Origin of the sequence: Paractinoplanes deccanensis, assembly GCF_016862115.1 — a bacterium.
Classification (GTDB): domain Bacteria; phylum Actinomycetota; class Actinomycetes; order Mycobacteriales; family Micromonosporaceae; genus Actinoplanes; species Actinoplanes deccanensis.
The window spans coordinates 13,029-31,343 of the sequence record NZ_BOMI01000191.1 but is presented as its reverse complement, the minus strand read 5'-3'; the positions used below and the strand labels follow the sequence as shown (position 1 = coordinate 31,343).

The following is an 18,315-nucleotide window of genomic DNA, read 5'->3' as shown; positions in this document are numbered from 1 at the left end:
CATGGAAACCCAGGAAGCCTTCCCGGCGATGGACTACTACGAGATGGTCGGCCCGCTGCTGCGCCGGGTGTGGGACGACAACTTCCACTTCGCGTACTGGCTCGGCCCGGACGACAAGGCGTCGGTGTCCGAGGCGACCGACCGCTTCACCGACCTGCTGATCCCCAAGCTCGGCGTCGGCGCCGGGCAGCGGGTCCTCGACGTGGGCTGCGGGCTGGGCAAGCCGGCGGTCCGGGTGGCCCGGGCGACCGGCGCCGACGTCGTCGGCATCACGATCAGCCCGTACCAGATCGGGGTGGCCGGCGAGCGGGCGGCGGCCGAGGGGCTGGCCGACCGGGTGCGGTTCCAGGTCGCCGACGGCATGGCCACGCCGTTCCCGGACGCCTCGTTCGACGCGGTGCTGGCGTTCGAGTCCATCGTGCACATGGACCGTGCCCGTGCCCTGAAGGAGGCGGGCCGGGTGGTGAGGCCGGGCGGCCGGGTGGTCCTCACCGACCTGTTCGACCGCGAGGAGATCAGTGCGGACGAGGCCCGCGACCGCGCCGGCCAGCCGGGCGCGCTGCCCCGGCTCGACGGATATCCGGCCCTGCTGGCCGAGGCCGGCCTCGAGGTCGTCGAGCTCGAGGACATCTCGGCGAACGTGGCGCCCTCCTTCTCGATGATGACCGACATCACCTACGACAACCGCGACGAGTTGGCGAAGATCCTCAACTTCACACCCGAGCAGGCGGAAGCGGCCGAGAGCATGGTCGGCCAGATGACGGGCGAGCTGGGCTGCGTGCTGATCGTCGCCGCCCGGAAGGGCTGAACATCATGAACGAAGCGACGTCACCGCGGCGCATCTCGCTGTTCGACGCGACGCTGCGCGACGGCGAGCAGGCTCCCGGCAACGCCATGACGGCCGAGCAGAAGGTGCGGCTGGCGCTGGCCATCGAGGACTACGGCGCCGACATCATCGAGGCCGGCTACCCCGGATCGTCCCCTGTGGACTTCGAGGCCACCCGGCTCATCGCCGCGGCGCTCACCACCGCGCGGTTCGCCACCTTCAACCGCACGTCCATCGCCGACGTCAAGCTCTCCATCGAGGCGGGCGGCACCGGCCCCAACCACCAGGTGCAGATCTGCGGCACCGGCAGCGATCTGCACCTGCGGTACAAGCGGGGCATCTCCCGGGCCGAGGCGGTGCGCGAGACCGGCGAGGCGATCCGGTTCGCGCACGAGATGGGCGCGCAGGACGTCTCGTACGGGGTGGAGGACGCCAGCCGCGGCGAGAAGGACCTGATCGAGGCGCTGGTGACCGAGGCGCTGTCGGCCGGTGTCACGACGGTCATCCTGGCCGACACCACCGGCTGCGCCACCCCGCAGGAGTACGGCGACCTGTGCGCCATGGTGCGATCGCTGCTGCCGGACGACGTCAAGCTCTCCACGCACTGCCACGACGACCTCGGGCTGTCGCTGGCCAACGCCCTGGCCGGCATCGAGGCGGGCGCCGACGAGGTGCAGGCCACGCTGGCCGGCATCGGGGAGCGGGCCGGCAACACGCCGGTCGAGGAGCTGGCGGCCGCGCTGGCCTACAAGGGCGAGTGCTTCGGCGCCACCACGAGCGTCCGGCTGGAGCACCTCTACCGCACGTTCCAGATGCTCTCCGAGACGATCGGCATGCCGGCGCCGCGCAACAAGGCGATCTTCGGGGACAACGCGTTCGCCACCGAGGCCGGCATCCACCAGGACGGCATCCTCAAGAACCCGGCGACGTACGAGTTCATCAACCCGTACCGGTTCGATCGGGAGCGCTCGCTGCTGGTCGGCCGGCACTCCGGCCGCGCGATCATCCGCTACCTGCTCGAGGACCTCGGCGAGCCGGTCGACGAGAAGGTGGTCGACCGGCTGTACCTCGAATATGTCTCCGAGCGCCCGGACGGCCGGGCCGACGAGCTGAACGTGGTGCGCGAGCGGCTGGCCGCGACCCTGCGAGCGCGGGCGTGAGCGAACCGCGCACGCTGGTCGAGAAGATCTGGGACGCCCACCGCATCCCGTCCGGCTCCGACGGCCCCGACCTGCTCTACGTCGATGCCCACCTGGTGCACGAGGCGACCTCGGCGCAGGCCTTCGACGGCCTGCGCCTGGCCGGCCGCAAGGTGCGGCGGCCCGATCTCACGCTGGCCGTCGAGGACCACAACGTGCCCACCGACAGCCTGTCGATCACCGATCCGATCAGCGTCGAGCAGGTCGCGCGGTTGCGCGGCAACTGCGCCGAGCACGGCATCGAGCTCTTCCCGCACGGCGACGCGCGGCAGGGCATCGTGCACGTGGTCGGGCCGGAGCTGGGCGCGATCCAGCCGGGCATGACGGTGGTCTGCGGCGACAGCCACACCTCGACGCACGGCGCGTTCGGCGCTCTCGCGTTCGGCGTCGGCACCAGCGACGTCGAGCACGTGCTGGCGACGCAGACGCTCCCGATGCCGCGGCCGCGCACGATGGCCGTGGAGTTCACCGGCACGCTGCCGCCGGACGTGACCGCCAAGGACCTCATGCTGGCGCTGCTGGCCGAGATCGGGGCGAACGGCGCGCGCGGCCACGTCCTGGAGTACCGCGGCGCGGCGATCCGCGGTCTGTCCATGGAGAGCCGGATGACCCTGTGCAACCTCAGCATCGAGGCCGGGGCGCGGGCCGGCATGGTGGCGCCGGACGAGGTCACCTTCGAGTACCTCGCCACCCGCCCCCGGCGGCCGGCCGGAACGGACTGGGACGAGGCGCTGGCGCACTGGTCGACGCTGCACACCGATCCCGGCGCCGTCTTCGACCGCACGGTGACGCTCGAGGTCGGCGCGCTCAGCCCGGTCGTCACCTGGGGCACCAACCCCGGTCAGGCGGTTCCGCTCAGCCAGGCGGTGCCGGACCCGGCGCGGTTCACCGACGCCGCCGAGCGGGCCGCCGCCCGCCGAGCCCTGGAGTACATGGCCCTGGAGCCCGGCACCCGGATGCGCGACATCGAGGTCGACACCGTCTTCCTCGGCTCCTGCACCAACGGGCGCATCGAGGATCTGCGGGCGGCGGCCGCGGTGCTGCGCGGGCGGGTGCTGGCGCCGTCGGTGCGCATGCTCGTCGTGCCCGGCTCGATGCAGGTGCGCGACCAGGCCGAGCGGGAGGGCCTGCACGAGGTCTTCCGGGCGGCCGGCGCGGAGTGGCGGCTGTCCGGGTGCTCGATGTGCCTGGGCATGAACGCCGACCGGCTCAGCGGGCCGCGGCGCTGCGCGTCCACCTCCAACCGCAACTACGAGGGCCGGCAGGGCGACACCGCGCGCACCCACCTGGTGTCGCCCGCCGTGGCGGCGGCCACCGCGGTCGCCGGGCGTCTCGCCGCGCCCGCGGACCTGAGCTGAACGACGACTGGAAGCGAGAGGCACGCGCGTGGAACCGCTGACCGACCACACCGGGCGGGTCCTGCCGCTGCGCCGCAGCGACGTGGACACCGACCAGATCATCCCGAGCCGCTTCTGCCGCCGGCTCACCAAGACCGGGTACGCGGACGGGCTGTTCGCCCGCTGGCGGGAGGCGGACGACTTCGTGCTCAACGACCCGGCCCGCGCCGGCGGCTCGGTGCTCGTCGCCGGGCCGAACTTCGCCACCGGCAGCTCCCGCGAGCACGCCGTCTGGGCCCTGCGGGACTGGGGCATCGCCGCGGTGCTGGCGCCGAGCTTCGGCGACATCTTCCGGCGCAACGCGCTGAAGAACGGGCTGCTCGCCGTGCAGCTGCCGGACGCGGTCGTGTCCGGCCTGCTGGACGCGGCCGACCGCGATCCGGGGTTCCTGGTCACCGTGGACCTGGTGGCGTGCGAGGTGCGCTGGGACGGCGGCCGGCAGGCGTTCGAGGTCGATCCGCGGGCCCGCCGGCTGCTGCTCGACGGGCAGGACGACATCGCGGTGACCTTGGCCGACGGCGACCGCATCGCCGCGTACGAGCGCGGCCGGCCGCACTGGCTGCCGGTCTTCGGCGCGGCCCGGGCCGGGTGAGGGCGATGACCCGGATCACCGTGATCCCCGGCGACGGCATCGGGCCGGAGGTGACCGAGCAGGCCCTGCTGGTGCTCGGCGCCTTCGGCCTGGGGCTGGAGCTCGACGTCCTCGACCACGTCAACGCGGGCACCTTCCTGGAGACCGGCGTGGCGCTCTCCGAGGTCGACCTCAAGCGGATCACCGGCAGCGCGGGCACCCTGCTCGGCGCGGTCGGCGACCCGCGCGCGGCGGGCACCCGGTATGCCCGCGACGTTCTCCTGCGCCTGCGTTTCGAGCTGGACCTCTATGTCAACTACCGGCCGGTGCGCCTGCTGGACGCCCGGCTCAGCCCGCTGCGCCGGGCCGGCCGCCGGGAGATCGACTGCGCCATCGTGCGGGAGAACACCGAGGGCCTGTACGCCGACATCGGCGGCGCGCTGCGGTCGCGGACCGAGGCCGAGGTCGCCATCGACACCGAGGTCACCACCCACCTCGGCGTGCGGCGGGTCATCGATTACGCGATGTCGGCCGCGTCGCGGGCGGTGTGCATGGTCGACAAGTCGAACGCCGTGCCCAACGGCGGACGGGTCTGGCAGCGCCTGTGGCGCGCGGCGTGCGCCGAGCGCCCGGACCTGGAGACCACCCACCTGTACGTCGACGTCGCGGCGATGCGGCTGGTGCAGGACCCGACCCAGTTCGAGGTGATCGTGACCAACAACTCCTACGGCGACATTCTCAGCGATCTCGCGGCCGAGCTGGCCGGGGGCCTGGGCACGGCCGCCTCGGTGAACCTGAACCCCGGCACCGGGTTCGGCCTCTACGAGCCGGTGCACGGCAGCGCGCCGGACATCGCCGGCACGGACACCGCCAACCCGATCGGCGCCGTGCTGTCCGCGGCGCTGCTGCTCGACCGGCTCGGGCATCGGGACGAGGCCGCGGCCGTGCGCGCCGCGACCGATCGCGCGGTGGCCGACGGGCGGTGCACGGCCGACATCGGCGGCTCGCTCGGCACCCGGGCGGCGGGGGAGGCGATCCGTGACCTCCTCGCTTGAGCATCCGCCGCGCGCCGGCGCCCGCCTCTCGCGCCGGGTCTCCGGCATCGGGTCGATGCGGCTGGCCGGGCTGATGCGGCTCGCCGCCGAGATCGGCGCCATCGACATCGCCCTCGGCATCCCGCCGGGAGAGCCGCCCGCCGAGGCCGTACGGGCGGCCACCGGGGCCCTCACCGGCGGCCGCAACCAGTACGCGCCCCCGGAGGGCCTCCTCGCCCTGCGCGAGACGATCGCCGAGCTGGCCCGGCGCCACCGCGGCGTGAGCGTCGACCCGGCGACCGAGGTGACCATCACCTGCGGTGCGACCGAGGGGGTGCTGAACGCGCTGCTGGCGGTCACCGACCCCGGCGACGAGGTCGTGCTGTTCGAGCCCTTCTACGAGAACTATCCCGGCATGATCGAGCTGGCCGGTGCCGTCGCGCGCCCGGTGCCGCTGGACGGGCCCGGCTGGCGCCTCGACCTGGCGGCCGTGCGCGCCGCGCTGACCCCGCGCACCCGCGCCGTGCTGCTCAACACCCCGCACAACCCGACCGGCCGCGCCTTCGACGAGGACGAGGTGGCCGGCCTGCTCGAGCTCTGCGCCCGGCACGGCCTCGTGCTGATCACCGACGAGGTGTACGAGGGGTACGTCTACGACGGCCGCCGGCACGTGTCGCCGCTGGGCCGGCCCGGCGCCGGCGAGCACGCGATCGTCGTCGGCAGCCTGTCGAAGTCGCTGCAGATGTCCGGCTGGCGGCTCGGCTACTGCCTCGCGTCGCCGGCGCTCACCGCGGCGGTGCGGCGGGTGCACGAGCGCACCACGGTCGGCGCGCCCGGCCCGCTGCAGGTGGGCGCGGCCGCCGTCGACGTGGCGAGTCTGGCCGACGACTCGGCGTCCTTCCAGCGGCGCCGCGACCACCTCGTGGACCGGCTGGCGGAGCTCGGCCTCACCGTGGCCCGGCCCGAGGGCGGCTGGTTCGTGCTGGCCGCGGTGGACACCCTCGGCCGGCCCAGCGACCTGCTGGCCGAGGAGCTGGTGCGCTCGGCCGGTGTGCTGGTGGCCCCGGGCACCAGCTTCTTCACCGACCCGGCCGGCGGCCGGCGGTGGGTGCGCATGACGTTCGTCCGGGACGGGGGCCGTACGGAGGAGGCCCTGGACCGGATGCGGAAATTCCTGAGCGGAGGACACCATGACCGTTGACGACAAGTCCGAGAAGGTTCTCGACGACGAGGTGCAGAGCACCTGGAAGGGGGTCGCGCGGGCCGGCGCCGGCGAGCTCGCGTCGTCCTACGTGCTGTGCACGGCGATCGTGGGTCTCGCCCGCTCCGGCGTGGCCGGCCGGATGTCGCGGGACTTCACGCCCCTGGACCGGCTGGCCGTCGACCCCGCGCGGACCGAGAAGACCGGCCAGGTCCTGCGCTATCTGGAGCTGCGCGAGGTGGCCGAGTCCGACGGCGATCGCTGGCGTCTCACCGAGCGCGGCGAGGGGCTGTTCAACGAGGTGGCCGAGTCGCTGATCGGCTACTACGTCGACGCGTACGGGCCGGTGCTGCACAACATCGCCGGCCTCGTCGACGGCAGCCGCACGTACGGCATCGACGTCCACCGTGACACCGAGCAGCTGGGCCTGCGGTGCGAGGTCCTGTTCCGCAGCTTCGGCGGCAGCATCGTCCGGGACGTGGTGCGCGACCGCGGCGCGCGTGGCGTGCTCGACCTCGGGTGCGGCACCGGCGGCCTGCTGCTCGACCTGGTGCGCTCGGAGCCCGGCCTGCGTGGTTTCGGCCTCGACATCGCCGAGGACGCCATCGGGTACGCCACCCGCCGCGCCCACGACGAGGGGGTGGCCGACCGTCTCTCGTTCGTGGTCGGCGACGCGTTCAAACCGCAGTCGTGGCCGGCGGAGGTCGCCGAGACGGCCGACCTGTACGTGGCGGTCGGCGCGCTGCACGAGCACTTCCGCGACGGCGAGGACGCGGTCGTCGACCTGCTGCGCCGGTACGCGGACATGCTTCGCGCCGGGCCGGACCGGGGCATGCTGCTGTGCGAGCCGGAGCTGTACGTCGACGGCTCGGACGCCGACTTCTACCTGGTGCACGTCCTCACCGAGCAGGGCTTCCCCCGGCCGCGCGACGGCTGGCTGAAGGTCATCGAGGCGGCCGGGCTCACCTGCCGGCGCATCCTCTCCGCTCCGAACACCGCGTTCCGGTTCGCCTACTACGAGATCGTGGCCGGCTGACCCGTACACCTTGGAGGTTTTGATCATGTCGGCAGAAGCGCCAGCGGTGCGGCCGGGACTCGAGATGCTCGATTTGTGCCGGACGATGCGCGACAACAGCCCGGTGGTCCGCGACCCGGCCAGCGGCGTTTACCAGGTCTTCCGGTACGACGACGCGGTGAGCGTGCTCCACGACCCGGAGACGTTCTCATCGGACTTCGGCTCCGTCTATCCCGATCAGGTCCAGCTCATGGAGGGGCACATCGGCACGCTCGACCCGCCCCGGCACCACCAGCTGCGGCGCCTGGTCAGCCAGGCGTTCACGCCGCGGTCGGTGGCGCGGCTCAAGGACCGGATCGAGCAGCTGGCCGGGGATCTGCTCGACCGCGCTCCCGACCCGGGCCGGCTCGAGCTCGTGGACGACTTCGCCTACCCGCTGCCGCTCACGGTGATCACCGAGTTGCTGGGTGTGCCCGAGCGGGACCGGCCGCAGTTCAAGGACTGGGCCGATGCCCTGTACGCCGGTGGCGCGTTCGACCCGAACAACGAGTCGGCGGTGAACGCGTCCAAGTCGTTCCACGACTACCTGCTCGACCTGGCCGTCCGGCGCCGCGCCAAGCCCGAGCCCGGCCTGCTCAGCGACCTGGTGACGGCCGAGGTCGACGGCGTGCGGCTCACCGACCGCGAGATCGCCGGATTCGCCACCGTGCTGCTGCTGGCCGGGCACGTCACGGTCACCCTGTGGCTCGGCAACGCGATCCTGTGCCTGGCGGAGAACCCGGGGGCCGAGGAGCTGGTGCGCCGGCGGCCGGAGGTCATCCCCACCGCGCTGGAGGAGGTGCTGCGCTACCGCAGTCCCGTGGGCATCGTGCCGCGGGTGACGAAGAAGGCCACCGAGCTGCGCGGCGTGGCCATGGAGCCGGGCCAGATCGTGGTGTGCTCGGTGCTGTCGGCCAACCACGACGAGCGGCAGTTCGAGCGGCCCGACGAGTTCGACCCGGAGCGCTCGCCGAACCCGCATCTGGCCTTCAGCAAGGGCATCCATTTCTGTTTCGGCGCGCCGCTGGCCAGGCTGGAGGCGCAGGCGGCGCTCGGCGTGCTGCTGCGCCGCTTCGACCGGATCCGGCTCGATCCGGACCGCCCGATGCGGCCGCACCCCGACCCGACCATGAACGGGCCCAAGAAGCTCCCTCTGCTCGTCGGATAGGCGCCTCGTCCGGCCGTGCCCGGGGCTCGTCGCCCCGGGCACGGCCGCGGGCGAATCGGCGGCTGTGAGAAACTGCCGATATGTCTACAGTCCGACTGCGTACCAGCTACGGCGACATCGTGCTCGAGCTCGACGAGGCGAACGCGCCGAAGACCGTCGCGAATTTCCTGAACTACGTCAACTCAGGCCACTACACCGGAACGATCTTCCACCGGGTGATCGGCACCTTCATGATCCAGGGTGGCGGTTTCGACACGACCATGCGGCAGAAGCCCGCTCCCCACCAGGTGGAGAACGAGGCGAAGAACGGACTGAAGAACGTCAAGTACAGCCTGGCCATGGCCCGGACGTCCGATCCGCACTCGGCCGGGGCGCAGTTCTTCATCAACACTGTGGACAACGCGTTCCTCGACTACCCGGGCCAGGACGGCTGGGGCTACGCGGTGTTCGGCAAGGTGACCGAGGGCTTCGACGTCGTCGACCGGATCGCCCAGGTGCCGACCGGCGCCCAGGACGTCCCGCGCGAGCAGATCGTCATCGAGTCGGCCACGGTCGAGTAGGGTCCGCATCCCTCATCACTTCAACGAAGTGTTGACAACACTTCGTTGAAGTGATGAGATCAACGCATGACGGAGACGAGTACGGCACCGGCCGCGGACGTCGCGCGGCAGCAGTGGGCGGCGCTGAGCCGGATCGCGGAGCGGCACGCCGCCACCGACGAGCAGCGGCGGCGGTCCGCCCATCCGGTGGCCATCGAGCCCCACGAGGCGGTGCGCCTGGTGGCCGGGCTGGCGCTGGGCACGATCGACCTCGAGCTCGGTGAGCCCGACATCGCCGACGAGGACGTCCTGGCCGCGCTGGCGCTGATCGCCCACGTGCGGGCCGACGTGGACCAGCTGGAGCTGGGCCTGCTCAACGCCGCGCGAGGCCGGGAGCTGACCTGGCAGGCCATCGCCCAGGGCATGGGCCTCAACAGCGCGCAGGCGGTCAAGCAGCGTCACGACCGGCTGACCGAGCGGCAGCCGTCCTGACCGCTCGCCGGGGTCACAGGATGCGGCGGATCGGGTCGGGCTCGGCGGCGCGGCGGCTCCACTCGCGGGGGTAGCCCAGCGAGACCTCCTCGAACCGCACTCCGTCGTACTCCGTGGTCCGGGGGATGTGCAGATGACCGTAGACGGCGACGACCGCCCGGTAGCGGGTGTGCCAGTCGGCCGTGCGCTCCGTCCCGCACCATTGCGCGAAATCCGGGAACCACAGGACGTCCGTCGGCCGCCGGACCAGCGGCCAGTGGCTGACCAGGACGGTGGGCAGGGTGGGGTCCAGCGCGTCCAGCCGCCGTTCGGTCTTGCGGATCCGATCCCAGCACCATTCCTCCCGGCTGGGGTACGGGTCCGGGTGCAGCAGCATCTCGTCGGTGCACACCACCCCGGCCTCGTAGGCGCGCCGCAGCGCCTCCTCCTTGGTGTGCGCGCCCGGGACGCGGAACGAGTAGTCGTACAGCTGGAAGAGCGGCACCACCGTGACCGGGCCGCCGGCGCCTCGCCAGACCGGGTATTCGTCCTCGGGCGTCAGCACCCCGATGTCGCGGCACATCCGCACCAGCGCCTGGTAGCGCTGCTCGCCGCGCAGCCGCACCGGGTCGTCCGGGTGGGTCCACAGCTCGTGGTTGCCGGGCGCCCAGATCACCCGCCGGAATCGATCGCGCAGGCCGCGGAGGGCCTTCTCGACCTCGGCGAACATCTCGGCCACGTCGCCGGCGACGATCAGCCAGTCGTCCGGCGACGTGGGGCGCAGCCGATCGAAGACGCGGCGGTTCTCGGCGTGCGAGACGTGCAGATCGCTGACCGCGAGCAAGGACCCCGTCACATCGACGATCTTCGCATGTGGCGCGCGGCGGCGGGTGAGGCGCCCGTCACATCGCGGTCACGGCGGTCAGGATCAGGCCGCGGCCCACGCGGAAGCGGCCGTTCAGGACGGTCAGCGAGGGGCCACCGTCGACGCGGGCGCCGTCCACCAGAAGCTTCGCCGTGAACGTGCCCGCGTCCGGGTCGATGGTCAGGCGGGCCTCCTCGAAGCCCAGCCAGCGCCGGGTCACCGGGAACCAGGCCTTGTAGACCGATTCCTTCGCGCTGAACAGCAGCCGTCCCCAGTGCGTGCCCGGGTGGGAGCGGTCCAGCCGGTCCAGCATCTCGAGCTCGCCGGGCACGGTGACCGACTCGGCGACGCCCTCCGGCAGCGGCCCGTTCGGCTCGGCGTCGACGCCGAGCAGGGGAACGTCGGCGGCGCGGGCGACCGCCGCGGCCCGGTAACCGGCGCAGTGGGTGATGCTGCCGGTCATCCCGGCCGGCCACCGGGGCTCGCGCCGGGGCCCGGGAAGGATCGGCGCGTCGGGGTGGCCGAAGGTGCGCAGCGCCGCCCGCGCGCAGCGCCGGGCGGTGACGAACTCGCGGCGGCGCGACTCGACCGCCTCGGCGATGAGGTGCTCCTCACCGGGAAACGGTGGCTCCCCGGGTATGTCGTCGAACGCCTCCACGGCCACCACCGCAGGGGGCAGAATCGCCTCGATCAAGCCTGGTCCTCCACGCCGTCCCGACCCCTAGGCGAGCGCGGCGCGCAGCGCTTGTAGGGGTTACCGTCGCCCGCCGCGCCCTCTTAGAGTCCGCATTGATCCGGCAGTGCGGCCGCGCGAAACGACGCGATCAAGGGGTGGCGATGACTGTACAGGAGCATGGGATCGCTGCTGGGCACGTGCTGCTGCTGCGATATCTGAACCGGGCCGCCGTCCTGTGTGAACAGGGATACGTGCCCGGCTCGGCCCTCGACACCGCGATGCGCCTCGGTTGCGGCCTGGCCGCCGGCCCACTGTCCGTCATGGACGCGATCGGCCTCGGCCGGGTGCTGGAGCTCATGGCCGGCGCGGCCGTGACCCCGGCGCCCCTGCTGACCGCCATGGCGCGGCAGGGACGGCTCGGCTTCGGCGACCACGCGCGGCCCGACGAGCCGGAACCGGTGGCCGCCGTGCCGCCGGCCTCCGCCGGCATCGTCGGATCCGGGACGATGGCCGCCGGGATCGCGCAGGCCCTTGCCGTGCACGGCGTTCACACCACTCTCGTGGCGCGCGGCGCCGAGCGGGCGGCGGCCGCTCTGCGCTCCGTCTCGGCGGCGCTCGACAAGGCAGTCGCCCGGGGCCGCCTCGAGCCCGCGACGCGGGAGGCGGCCATCGGCCGGCTCCGCGCGAGCGTCTCGATCGACGACCTGGCCGACTGCGACTTCGTCATCGAGGCGGTGGTGGAGGAGGAGGACCCCAAGCGCGCCGTCTTCGCCGCCCTCGACCGGGTCTGCCGTCCCGGCGCCGTTCTCGCGACCACCACCTCCAGCCTGTCGGTGGCGGACTGCGCCGCGGCGACCGGCCGCCCGGCCGACGTGGTCGGTATGCACTTCTTCAACCCGGCGCCGGTCATGAAGCTCGTCGAGGTCGGCCACACCCCGCACACCGCCCCGCGGACCACCGCGGCGGCCCGTGCCCTCGCCCGCCACCTGGGCAAGGTGCCGGTCTCCTGCCCGGACAGGTCCGGCTTCATCGTCAACTACCTCTTGTTCCCCTACCTCAACGACGCCATCGGCATGGTGGAGCGCGGCCAGGCGGGCGTCGCGGAGCTCGACCGGGAGATGCACGAGGTCCACGGCTTCCCGATCGGCCCGTTCGCCCTGCTCGACACCATCGGCCTCGACGTTTCCCTGGCCATTCTGCGCCGCCTGCACCAGCAGTTCGGCGACCCGGCGACCCGGCCCGGGCCGATGCTCACCCGCCTCGTCGCCGAGGGCCGGCTCGGCCGCAAGTCGGGCGCCGGCTTCCATGTCCAGCGCCCGAGCGAAGGGGCAAGTCGATGAATCGTGCTTTCGTGGAGACTCTCGAGTCGGCCGACGCCGGCCGGGGAGCCGTCGAGGCGCTGCCCGTGCCGCAGAGCTATCGGGCGGCCGTGCTCCTCGAGGAGGAGCAGGAGATGTTCGCCGGGGTGCCGATGGCGGACCGGCAGCCCGGCAAGGCGCTGCACCTCAGGGAGGTGGCGACCCCCGAGCCCGGACCGGGCGAGGCCCTGATCGCCGTCATGGCCAGCGCCATCAACTACAACACCGTGTGGAGCGCGCTGTTCGCCCCGGTGCCGACCTTCCAGTTCCTCAAGCGGTACGCCCGGACCGGTGGCCTCGCGGCCCGGCACGACCTGCCGTACCACGTCCTGGGCTCCGATCTGTCCGGCGTCGTACTGCGGACGGGTCCCGGGGTGCGCCTGTGGAAGCCGGGCGACCGGGTGGTCGCGCACTGCCTCTCGGTCGAGCTGGAGGAGCCGGAGGGCCATGACGACACGATGCTCGACCCGCAGCAGCGGATCTGGGGATACGAGACCAACTTCGGTGGCCTGGGCGAGCTCGCCCTGGTCAAGGCCAACCAGCTGATGCCCAAGGCGGCGCACCTGACCTGGGAGGAGGCCGCCGCGCCCGGCCTGGTCAACTCGACCGCCTACCGGCAGCTGGTCTCGCAGCACGGCGCGGTCATGCGGCAGGGCGACAACGTGCTGATCTGGGGCGCCGCCGGCGGCCTGGGCTCGTACGCCACCCAGTACGTCCTCAACGGCGGCGGAACCCCCATCTGCGTCGTCTCGAACGAGCAGAAGGCCGAGATCTGCCGGGCCATGGGCGCCTCCGCGGTGATCGACCGCAGCGTCGAGCAGTATCGGTTCTGGGCCGACGAGCAGACTCCCGATCCGCGCGAGTGGCGGCGTCTCGGCGAGCGGATCCGCGAGCTGACCGGCGGCGACGACCCGGACATCGTGTTCGAGCACCCCGGGCGGGAGACGTTCGGCGCCTCCGTCTACGTCGCGCGCCGCGGCGGCGTCGTCGTGACGTGCGCCTCGACCTCGGGTTTCCGGCACGAGTACGACAACCGGTACCTGTGGATGCACCTCAAGCGCATCGTCGGCTCCCACTTCGCGAACTACCGGGAGGCGTGGCTGGCGAACCGCTTGGTGACGCGGGCCCGGATCCACCCGACGCTGTCGGCGGCCTACCCCCTCGACCGGGTGCGGCAGGCCGTCGACGAGGTGCACGGCAACCAGCATCACGGCAAGGTCGGCGTGCTCTGCCTCGCGGACGAGGGCGGCGGCGTCTCGGACCCCGAGACGCGTGCTCGCCACGAGAACGCCATCAACCGATTCCGGGCCGCCGTCCCGGACAGGAAATGAGGCTCCGCTATGACGATGGCCGAGGTAAGTGACGCGGCGGCTCCGGACACGGGCGATCCTCGTGCGCCGCTGACCCGCCTGGCGCAACTGGTCGATCCGGGCTCGTTGCGGTTGTTCGCCCCGGACGACGCGGTCAAGGCCGGGCACGCCCGGATCGGCGGCAGCCCGGTGGTGGTCTTCTGCACCGACGCGACCCGCGTCGGCGGCTCGCTCGGCGCCGAGGAGAGCATGCAGATCGTGACGGCCATCGACCTCGCGGTGCGGGACAGGGTGCCGGTGATCGGGCTCTGGCACTCCGGCGGGGCCCGGCTCACCGAGGGCGTGCAGTCGATGGACGGCGTCGGCCGGATCTTCGCCGCGATCATCCGGGCGTCCGGGCGGGTCCCGCAGATCTCGGTCGTCCTGGGCCCCGCCGCGGGCGCCGCCGCCTACGGCCCGGCTCTCACCGACGTGGTGGTGATGGCCGACGGCGGCCGGATGTTCGTCACCGGCCCGGACGTGGTCCGCTCGGTCACCGGGGAGCAGATCGACATGGAGGGGCTGGGCGGCCTCGAGGCGCACGGGCGCAAGTCCGGGGTCGTGCACGTGAGCGCCGGCTCGGAGAGCGAGGCGTACTCCACCACACGTCATCTCGTCGGCCTGTTCGCCCGCCCCGGCTGGTTCGACCTGTCCTCGGTCAAGGACGACGAGGGCCTGGCCGAGGTCCTGCCGGCGTCGGCGCGCCGGGCCTACGACGTTCACCCGCTCATCTCGCGCCTGGTCGACGAGCCGGGCGACGACGGCCACGGCCGCGCCTTCCTGGAGTTGCAGCCGCGCTGGGCCCGCAACATCGTCGTCGGCTTCGGCCGCCTCGCGGGCCGGGCGATCGGGGTGGTGGCGAACAATCCGCTGCACCGCGGCGGCTGTCTCGACTCGCTCAGCGCGGAGAAGGCGGCACGGTTCGTCCGCAAGTGCGACTCGTTCGGCATACCCCTGCTGGTGCTGGTCGACGTGCCCGGCTATCTGCCGGGCGTGAACCAGGAGTGGGGCGGGGTGATCCGCCGCGGCGCCAAGCTGCTGTACGCCTTCGGCGAGGCGGTCGTGCCGCGGGTGACCCTCGTGGTGCGCAAGTCCTACGGCGGGGCCTACATCGCGATGAACTCTCGCTCGCTCGGCGCCACCACCGTGCTGGCCTGGCCGGATGCGGAGGTCGACGTGATGGGCCCGGAGGCCGCGGTGGGCATCCTGCACCGCCGCGCGCTCGCCGCGGCGCCGGCGGCCGATCGGGAGCGCCTGCGGCAGGACCTGACCGCCGAGCACCGCCGCATCTCCGGTGGCACCCAGCGCGGGGTGGGGTTGGGCGTGATCGACGAGGTGATCGACCCGGCGGTGAGCCGCCGGCGGATCGCCGAGGCGCTGGCCACCGCTCCGGCGGGGCGGGGCAACCACGGCAACATTCCCTTGTGAGTGCGGCCGGGCCCGCCCGGCTCCGCACACACCGGTCGGCACCCCGGCGATCGAGCCGGGGTGCCGACCGGTGTCGAGGCAGATCCGCCGAGCGCGCGATCACCACCGCACGGGCAGGGCGGTGAGGCCGCGGATGAAGGTTCCCTCGCGCCACTTGAGGTCCGCACCGGTCAGCCGCAGTGTCGGCAACTCGCGCAGCAGGCCCGAGATCGCGGCGGTCAGCTCGATGCGGGCCAGCGACGCGCCGAGGCACACGTGGCGGCCGTGGCCGAACGCCAGGTGCGGGTTGGGGCTGCGGTCGAGGATGATCTCGTCGGGCCGGTCGAACGCCCGGGGGTCCCGGTTCGCCGCCGCGAACACCGGCACCATGACCTGGCCGGGCTCGACCGGCGTGTCGCCCAGGGTCGCCGGGACGGCGGCGATGTGCGGCGCGCCGCCGGTGGACAGCAGCGAGGTCGAGCGCAGCAGCTCCTCCACCGCGGTCGGGACGAGCTCCGGCTCGGCGCGCAGCCGCTCCCAGCGGTCGCGCTCCGACAACAGCAGATAGAGGCAGATGGCGAGCTGGTGGCTGGTCGTCTCGTAGCCCGCCATGAGCAGGCCGTACCCGGCGTTGATGGCCTCCTCCCGGCTCATCGGCTCGCCGGAGCGGGTCGCCTCGATCAGGTCGGTGAGCACGTCGTTCTCCGCCGGGCTCTGCTGGGCCGCGCGCTGGTCGTAGAACTCGGCGAAGTAGGCGAAGAGCTGACCGTGCGCCTGGCGGACCTGCTCGGGCGGGTACGCCGTCGCCGACATGAGGATCTCCACGAGCGGCCCGAAGGTCTTGTAGTCCGCGTAGGGAATGCCGAGCAGCCGGCAGATCACCCGGACCGCCAGGGGCTGGGCGAAGGCGTCGTGGAACTCGGCCTCGCCGCCGCGGGCGCGAAGGTCGTCGATCAGCTCCGCGACGATGGCCTCGATCTCGGGCGTCAGCGTCTGGGCGCGCCTGGCCGTGAACGCCGTCGTGATGGTCCGGCGGCGGCGTGCCGGGTCGGGCGCGTCGGCCTCGTTGTGCTCCAGCGAGTCGGGGGAGCGGTTGGTGAGCCCGACCCGCGCGGCGCCGACCCGGTCGAAACGTGGATCCGTGACCACGCGGCGCACGTCCTCGTACGCGGTGAGCAGCAGCGCCGGGGCGCCGCCGTACAGGGAGACGGGGCAGGGACGGCGATCGGGGATCTCGTCGAACTCGGGTGCGGGGCCGGCGCCCCCGGACTCCGGAAACGGAAATCTGGCGTCTGGCATGGTGCCTCCGTGGTCGTCTGTCGTCGCCCGCTCAGGCGCGCGAGGCCAGATCGAAGCTAACGTCGGGCACGGCGGCCGTTAACCCCTATCCCTGCGAGGCAAGGGGTGCCACGATGTGTGACGCAGCGCACACTTCGGGCATTCGTCCTGCATGCCGGGTCATTTCCGCCCTACTCGCGCCAAACCTTGTTGCTCGCGGTGATCCCTGGCACACTGACAGCGATGTTGGTCAGTCTGACGAATGGATCGCGTGATCGATCATCGTCAATCAGAGCGTGGGATGCCGCGTCCCGCTGTGCGGACGTGCAGCCACCTCGGCGCGGAACACCTTGGCGCGTGCTACGCGGTGCCGGCGGCAATTACTGACGTCGATATCACATGTCGTGCGTCCGATGTGTTTCGGGGAGTTGAGCGATTCGTTGCCACTGCGTGTGACCTGGGAATCCGTGGCCCCTACGGGCATAGGAGAACTAGGGGTTCACCGTGCTGGATCAGCGGTGATAGTCATTACGTCGGTATGCCCTGTGGCGACGATCGATCAAGGATGTGGTTGGCTTGATGGATAGCAGAATGGCCGCGATCGCCGATCTGACAAACGCGGCGGGCCTGGACGACGAAGCTATTCTCCGAATCGCGAACCGGCGGCAGCACCAGTGCGTCCTGGAGTTGCTGTACCAGGAGGTTCTGCTGGACGTCCTGCCCCATGACGGCCGGGAGAAACTGGTCGTGCAGCACGACCTCGAGATCGCCCGCCACGTGGTGGGCTACCTCGTCCGCGCCGAGCGCGACCGGGTGACCGTCGAGCCGCTGCCGTGGAGCCAGGATCTTTCCCGGGACGGTGCAGCCGAGGCTGACCTGCGCATTCATCAGGATCTTTCGGCCTTCGCGGGTATGTTGCGCGCGGTGTTCGGGCCGGAATCGGGCTCCGGGCTGGCGTCCGTGGCGGACGTTCTCGCGGCCGGCGACCGGGGCACCGGCCTGCCGTGGGGCGAGATCTTCGCGCAGCGGGCCCGCCGCAACGCCGACCTGGCCGGTCTCGCCCTGCGCTTCGGCTCCGACAAGTGGGGCGCCCGCTGGTACGCCCGCCAGTACGAGCGATTCTTCCACGCCTATCGCGACCGGCCGGTCCGCATTCTCGAGATCGGCATCGGCGGTTTTCAGGAGGCCGATCGAGGTGGCGCCTCGCTGGAGATGTGGAAGCGCTATTTCCCGCGGGCGCTGGTCTATGGCATCGACATCGAGGACAAGCGCTTCCTGGAAACGCAACGGCTGCGCACTTTCCGCGGCAACCAGGCCGATCCGGAATTTCTGTCGAAGGTGCTGGAGGAGACCGGCGAGCTGGACATCGTCATCGATGACGGCAGCCATTTCTGTTCCGACCAGATCAAGTCGTTCGAGTTTCTCTTTCCGCGGCTCGCCGCGGACGGTCTCTATGTCATCGAGGACATGGAAACGTCGTACTGGCCCGGTTTCGGCGGCTCCAGCAGCGATTTCACGAGCCCGTCCACCGGCGTCGGCTATCTCAAGGAGATGGTCGACGGTATGAACTACGAGGCCATGACCTCGGACACGACCTACCGGCGGAGGCCGACCGATCGCAGCGTGGTGGGAATTCATTTCTTCCATTCCATGGCGATCGTCGAGAAGGGCATCAACGAGGACGGCGGTCTCGGCGCGATGATTCCCGACGAGGTGAAGCGTCAGGGGCCTCGCTACCTCATGCCCGACTATCCGGTGCCGCCGGAGTTCGAGAACACCGAGGACGCGGCGAACGCCGCCACACCGTCGAAGAAGCCGGTGGCCAACGGCTCCAAGACCGCCACCAGGCCAGTGCCGGCCGCGGCGGACAAGCCGGAGGTAAGCGCGACAAGCGGTAAATGACGATCGCGGTCGCGGTGGCG

17 protein-coding genes are annotated in these 18,315 nt (G+C 71.9%); 14 read left to right on the top strand and 3 right to left on the bottom strand.

Annotated elements, in window-relative coordinates:
- Position 1: 1 nt before the first annotated feature.
- The 10 genes from Ade02nite_RS45410 (at position 2) to Ade02nite_RS45365 (ending at position 9,481) form a co-directional block, all read left to right on the top strand.
- The gene (locus tag Ade02nite_RS45410) at positions 2-808 is read left to right on the top strand and encodes an SAM-dependent methyltransferase (RefSeq protein ID WP_203777648.1); all 807 of its coding nucleotides are present in this window, start codon (positions 2-4) and stop codon (positions 806-808) included.
- A gap of 5 nt (positions 809-813) precedes the next feature.
- Positions 814-1,986, top strand: coding sequence for a LeuA family protein (locus Ade02nite_RS45405; protein ID WP_203777647.1), 1,173 nt, complete (start codon positions 814-816; stop codon positions 1,984-1,986).
- Positions 1,983-3,383, top strand: a complete 1,401-nt coding sequence (gene leuC / locus Ade02nite_RS45400) for a 3-isopropylmalate dehydratase large subunit (protein ID WP_203777646.1) — start codon at positions 1,983-1,985, stop codon at positions 3,381-3,383. The genes Ade02nite_RS45405 and leuC overlap by 4 nt, the downstream gene beginning before the upstream one ends.
- A gap of 28 nt (positions 3,384-3,411) precedes the next feature.
- Positions 3,412-4,014 (top strand): 3-isopropylmalate dehydratase small subunit, encoded by a 603-nt coding sequence (gene leuD, locus Ade02nite_RS45395; RefSeq protein WP_203777645.1) that lies wholly within the window; start codon positions 3,412-3,414, stop codon positions 4,012-4,014.
- A 5-nt stretch (positions 4,015-4,019) separates the two neighbouring features.
- Positions 4,020-5,048 (top strand): isocitrate/isopropylmalate dehydrogenase family protein, encoded by a 1,029-nt coding sequence (locus tag Ade02nite_RS45390; protein ID WP_203777644.1) that lies wholly within the window; start codon positions 4,020-4,022, stop codon positions 5,046-5,048.
- On the top strand, positions 5,032-6,228 hold the full coding sequence (locus tag Ade02nite_RS45385) for a pyridoxal phosphate-dependent aminotransferase (RefSeq protein WP_239169535.1): 1,197 nt from the start codon (positions 5,032-5,034) through the stop codon (positions 6,226-6,228). The genes Ade02nite_RS45390 and Ade02nite_RS45385 overlap by 17 nt, the downstream gene beginning before the upstream one ends.
- A complete protein-coding gene (locus Ade02nite_RS45380; RefSeq protein ID WP_203777643.1) occupies positions 6,218-7,264 on the top strand; it encodes an SAM-dependent methyltransferase in 1,047 nt (348 codons plus the stop codon). Before Ade02nite_RS45385 ends, Ade02nite_RS45380 begins: the two co-directional genes overlap by 11 nt.
- A gap of 25 nt (positions 7,265-7,289) precedes the next feature.
- The gene (locus tag Ade02nite_RS45375) at positions 7,290-8,450 is read left to right on the top strand and encodes a cytochrome P450 (RefSeq protein WP_203777642.1); all 1,161 of its coding nucleotides are present in this window, start codon (positions 7,290-7,292) and stop codon (positions 8,448-8,450) included.
- Positions 8,451-8,530: 80 nt separating this feature from the next.
- A complete protein-coding gene (locus Ade02nite_RS45370; RefSeq protein ID WP_203777641.1) occupies positions 8,531-9,010 on the top strand; it encodes a peptidylprolyl isomerase in 480 nt (159 codons plus the stop codon).
- Between the two features lie 66 nt (positions 9,011-9,076).
- The gene (locus Ade02nite_RS45365) at positions 9,077-9,481 is read left to right on the top strand and encodes a DNA-binding protein (RefSeq protein ID WP_203777640.1); all 405 of its coding nucleotides are present in this window, start codon (positions 9,077-9,079) and stop codon (positions 9,479-9,481) included.
- Between the two features lie 13 nt (positions 9,482-9,494).
- Here the strand turns inward: Ade02nite_RS45365 and Ade02nite_RS45360 are convergent, their stop codons facing one another.
- Together Ade02nite_RS45360 and Ade02nite_RS45355 are read right to left on the bottom strand one after the other, a co-directional pair.
- Positions 9,495-10,316, bottom strand: coding sequence for a metallophosphoesterase family protein (locus Ade02nite_RS45360; protein ID WP_203777639.1), 822 nt, complete (start codon positions 10,314-10,316; stop codon positions 9,495-9,497).
- A gap of 46 nt (positions 10,317-10,362) precedes the next feature.
- A complete protein-coding gene (locus Ade02nite_RS45355) occupies positions 10,363-11,019 on the bottom strand; it encodes a 4'-phosphopantetheinyl transferase family protein (protein ID WP_203777638.1) in 657 nt (218 codons plus the stop codon).
- Positions 11,020-11,162: 143 nt separating this feature from the next.
- Between Ade02nite_RS45355 and Ade02nite_RS45350 the strand changes: the two genes are divergently transcribed.
- The 3 genes from Ade02nite_RS45350 to Ade02nite_RS45340 are packed head-to-tail and all read left to right on the top strand — an operon-like array spanning position 11,163 to position 15,136.
- Positions 11,163-12,341, top strand: a complete 1,179-nt coding sequence (locus Ade02nite_RS45350; RefSeq protein ID WP_203777637.1) for a 3-hydroxyacyl-CoA dehydrogenase family protein — start codon at positions 11,163-11,165, stop codon at positions 12,339-12,341.
- A complete protein-coding gene (ccrA, locus tag Ade02nite_RS45345; RefSeq protein ID WP_203777636.1) occupies positions 12,338-13,690 on the top strand; it encodes a crotonyl-CoA carboxylase/reductase in 1,353 nt (450 codons plus the stop codon). The genes Ade02nite_RS45350 and ccrA overlap by 4 nt, the downstream gene beginning before the upstream one ends.
- Before the next feature lie 9 nt (positions 13,691-13,699).
- Positions 13,700-15,136 carry an acyl-CoA carboxylase subunit beta gene (locus Ade02nite_RS45340; protein WP_438871022.1) on the top strand — a complete coding sequence of 479 codons (1,437 nt, stop codon included), beginning with the start codon at positions 13,700-13,702 and terminating at the stop codon, positions 15,134-15,136.
- Positions 15,137-15,235: 99 nt separating this feature from the next.
- Here the strand turns inward: Ade02nite_RS45340 and Ade02nite_RS45335 are convergent, their stop codons facing one another.
- Positions 15,236-16,414 carry a cytochrome P450 gene (locus Ade02nite_RS45335; protein WP_203777634.1) on the bottom strand — a complete coding sequence of 393 codons (1,179 nt, stop codon included), beginning with the start codon at positions 16,412-16,414 and terminating at the stop codon, positions 15,236-15,238.
- A gap of 570 nt (positions 16,415-16,984) precedes the next feature.
- Here Ade02nite_RS45335 and Ade02nite_RS45330 point away from each other — a divergent pair.
- On the top strand, positions 16,985-18,295 hold the full coding sequence (locus Ade02nite_RS45330; RefSeq protein ID WP_203777633.1) for a class I SAM-dependent methyltransferase: 1,311 nt from the start codon (positions 16,985-16,987) through the stop codon (positions 18,293-18,295).
- Positions 18,296-18,315 lie beyond the last annotated feature (20 nt).

Bases quoted from the DNA above. Each gene is read 5' to 3' on its own strand.
- Ade02nite_RS45335 (WP_203777634.1), bottom strand. From the start codon at position 16,414: ATGCCAGACGCCAGATTTCCGTTTCCGGAGTCCGGGGGCGCCGGCCCC.
- Ade02nite_RS45340 (WP_438871022.1), top strand. From the start codon at position 13,700: ATGACGATGGCCGAGGTAAGTGACGCGGCGGCTCCGGACACGGGCGAT.
- ccrA (WP_203777636.1), top strand. From the start codon at position 12,338: ATGAATCGTGCTTTCGTGGAGACTCTCGAGTCGGCCGACGCCGGCCGG.
- Ade02nite_RS45390 (WP_203777644.1), top strand. From the start codon at position 4,020: ATGACCCGGATCACCGTGATCCCCGGCGACGGCATCGGGCCGGAGGTG.
- Ade02nite_RS45330 (WP_203777633.1), top strand. From the start codon at position 16,985: ATGGCCGCGATCGCCGATCTGACAAACGCGGCGGGCCTGGACGACGAA.
- Ade02nite_RS45405 (WP_203777647.1), top strand. From the start codon at position 814: ATGAACGAAGCGACGTCACCGCGGCGCATCTCGCTGTTCGACGCGACG.
- Ade02nite_RS45375 (WP_203777642.1), top strand. From the start codon at position 7,290: ATGTCGGCAGAAGCGCCAGCGGTGCGGCCGGGACTCGAGATGCTCGAT.
- Ade02nite_RS45410 (WP_203777648.1), top strand. From the start codon at position 2: ATGGAAACCCAGGAAGCCTTCCCGGCGATGGACTACTACGAGATGGTC.
- Ade02nite_RS45365 (WP_203777640.1), top strand. From the start codon at position 9,077: ATGACGGAGACGAGTACGGCACCGGCCGCGGACGTCGCGCGGCAGCAG.
- Ade02nite_RS45350 (WP_203777637.1), top strand. From the start codon at position 11,163: ATGACTGTACAGGAGCATGGGATCGCTGCTGGGCACGTGCTGCTGCTG.
- Ade02nite_RS45380 (WP_203777643.1), top strand. From the start codon at position 6,218: ATGACCGTTGACGACAAGTCCGAGAAGGTTCTCGACGACGAGGTGCAG.
- Ade02nite_RS45370 (WP_203777641.1), top strand. From the start codon at position 8,531: ATGTCTACAGTCCGACTGCGTACCAGCTACGGCGACATCGTGCTCGAG.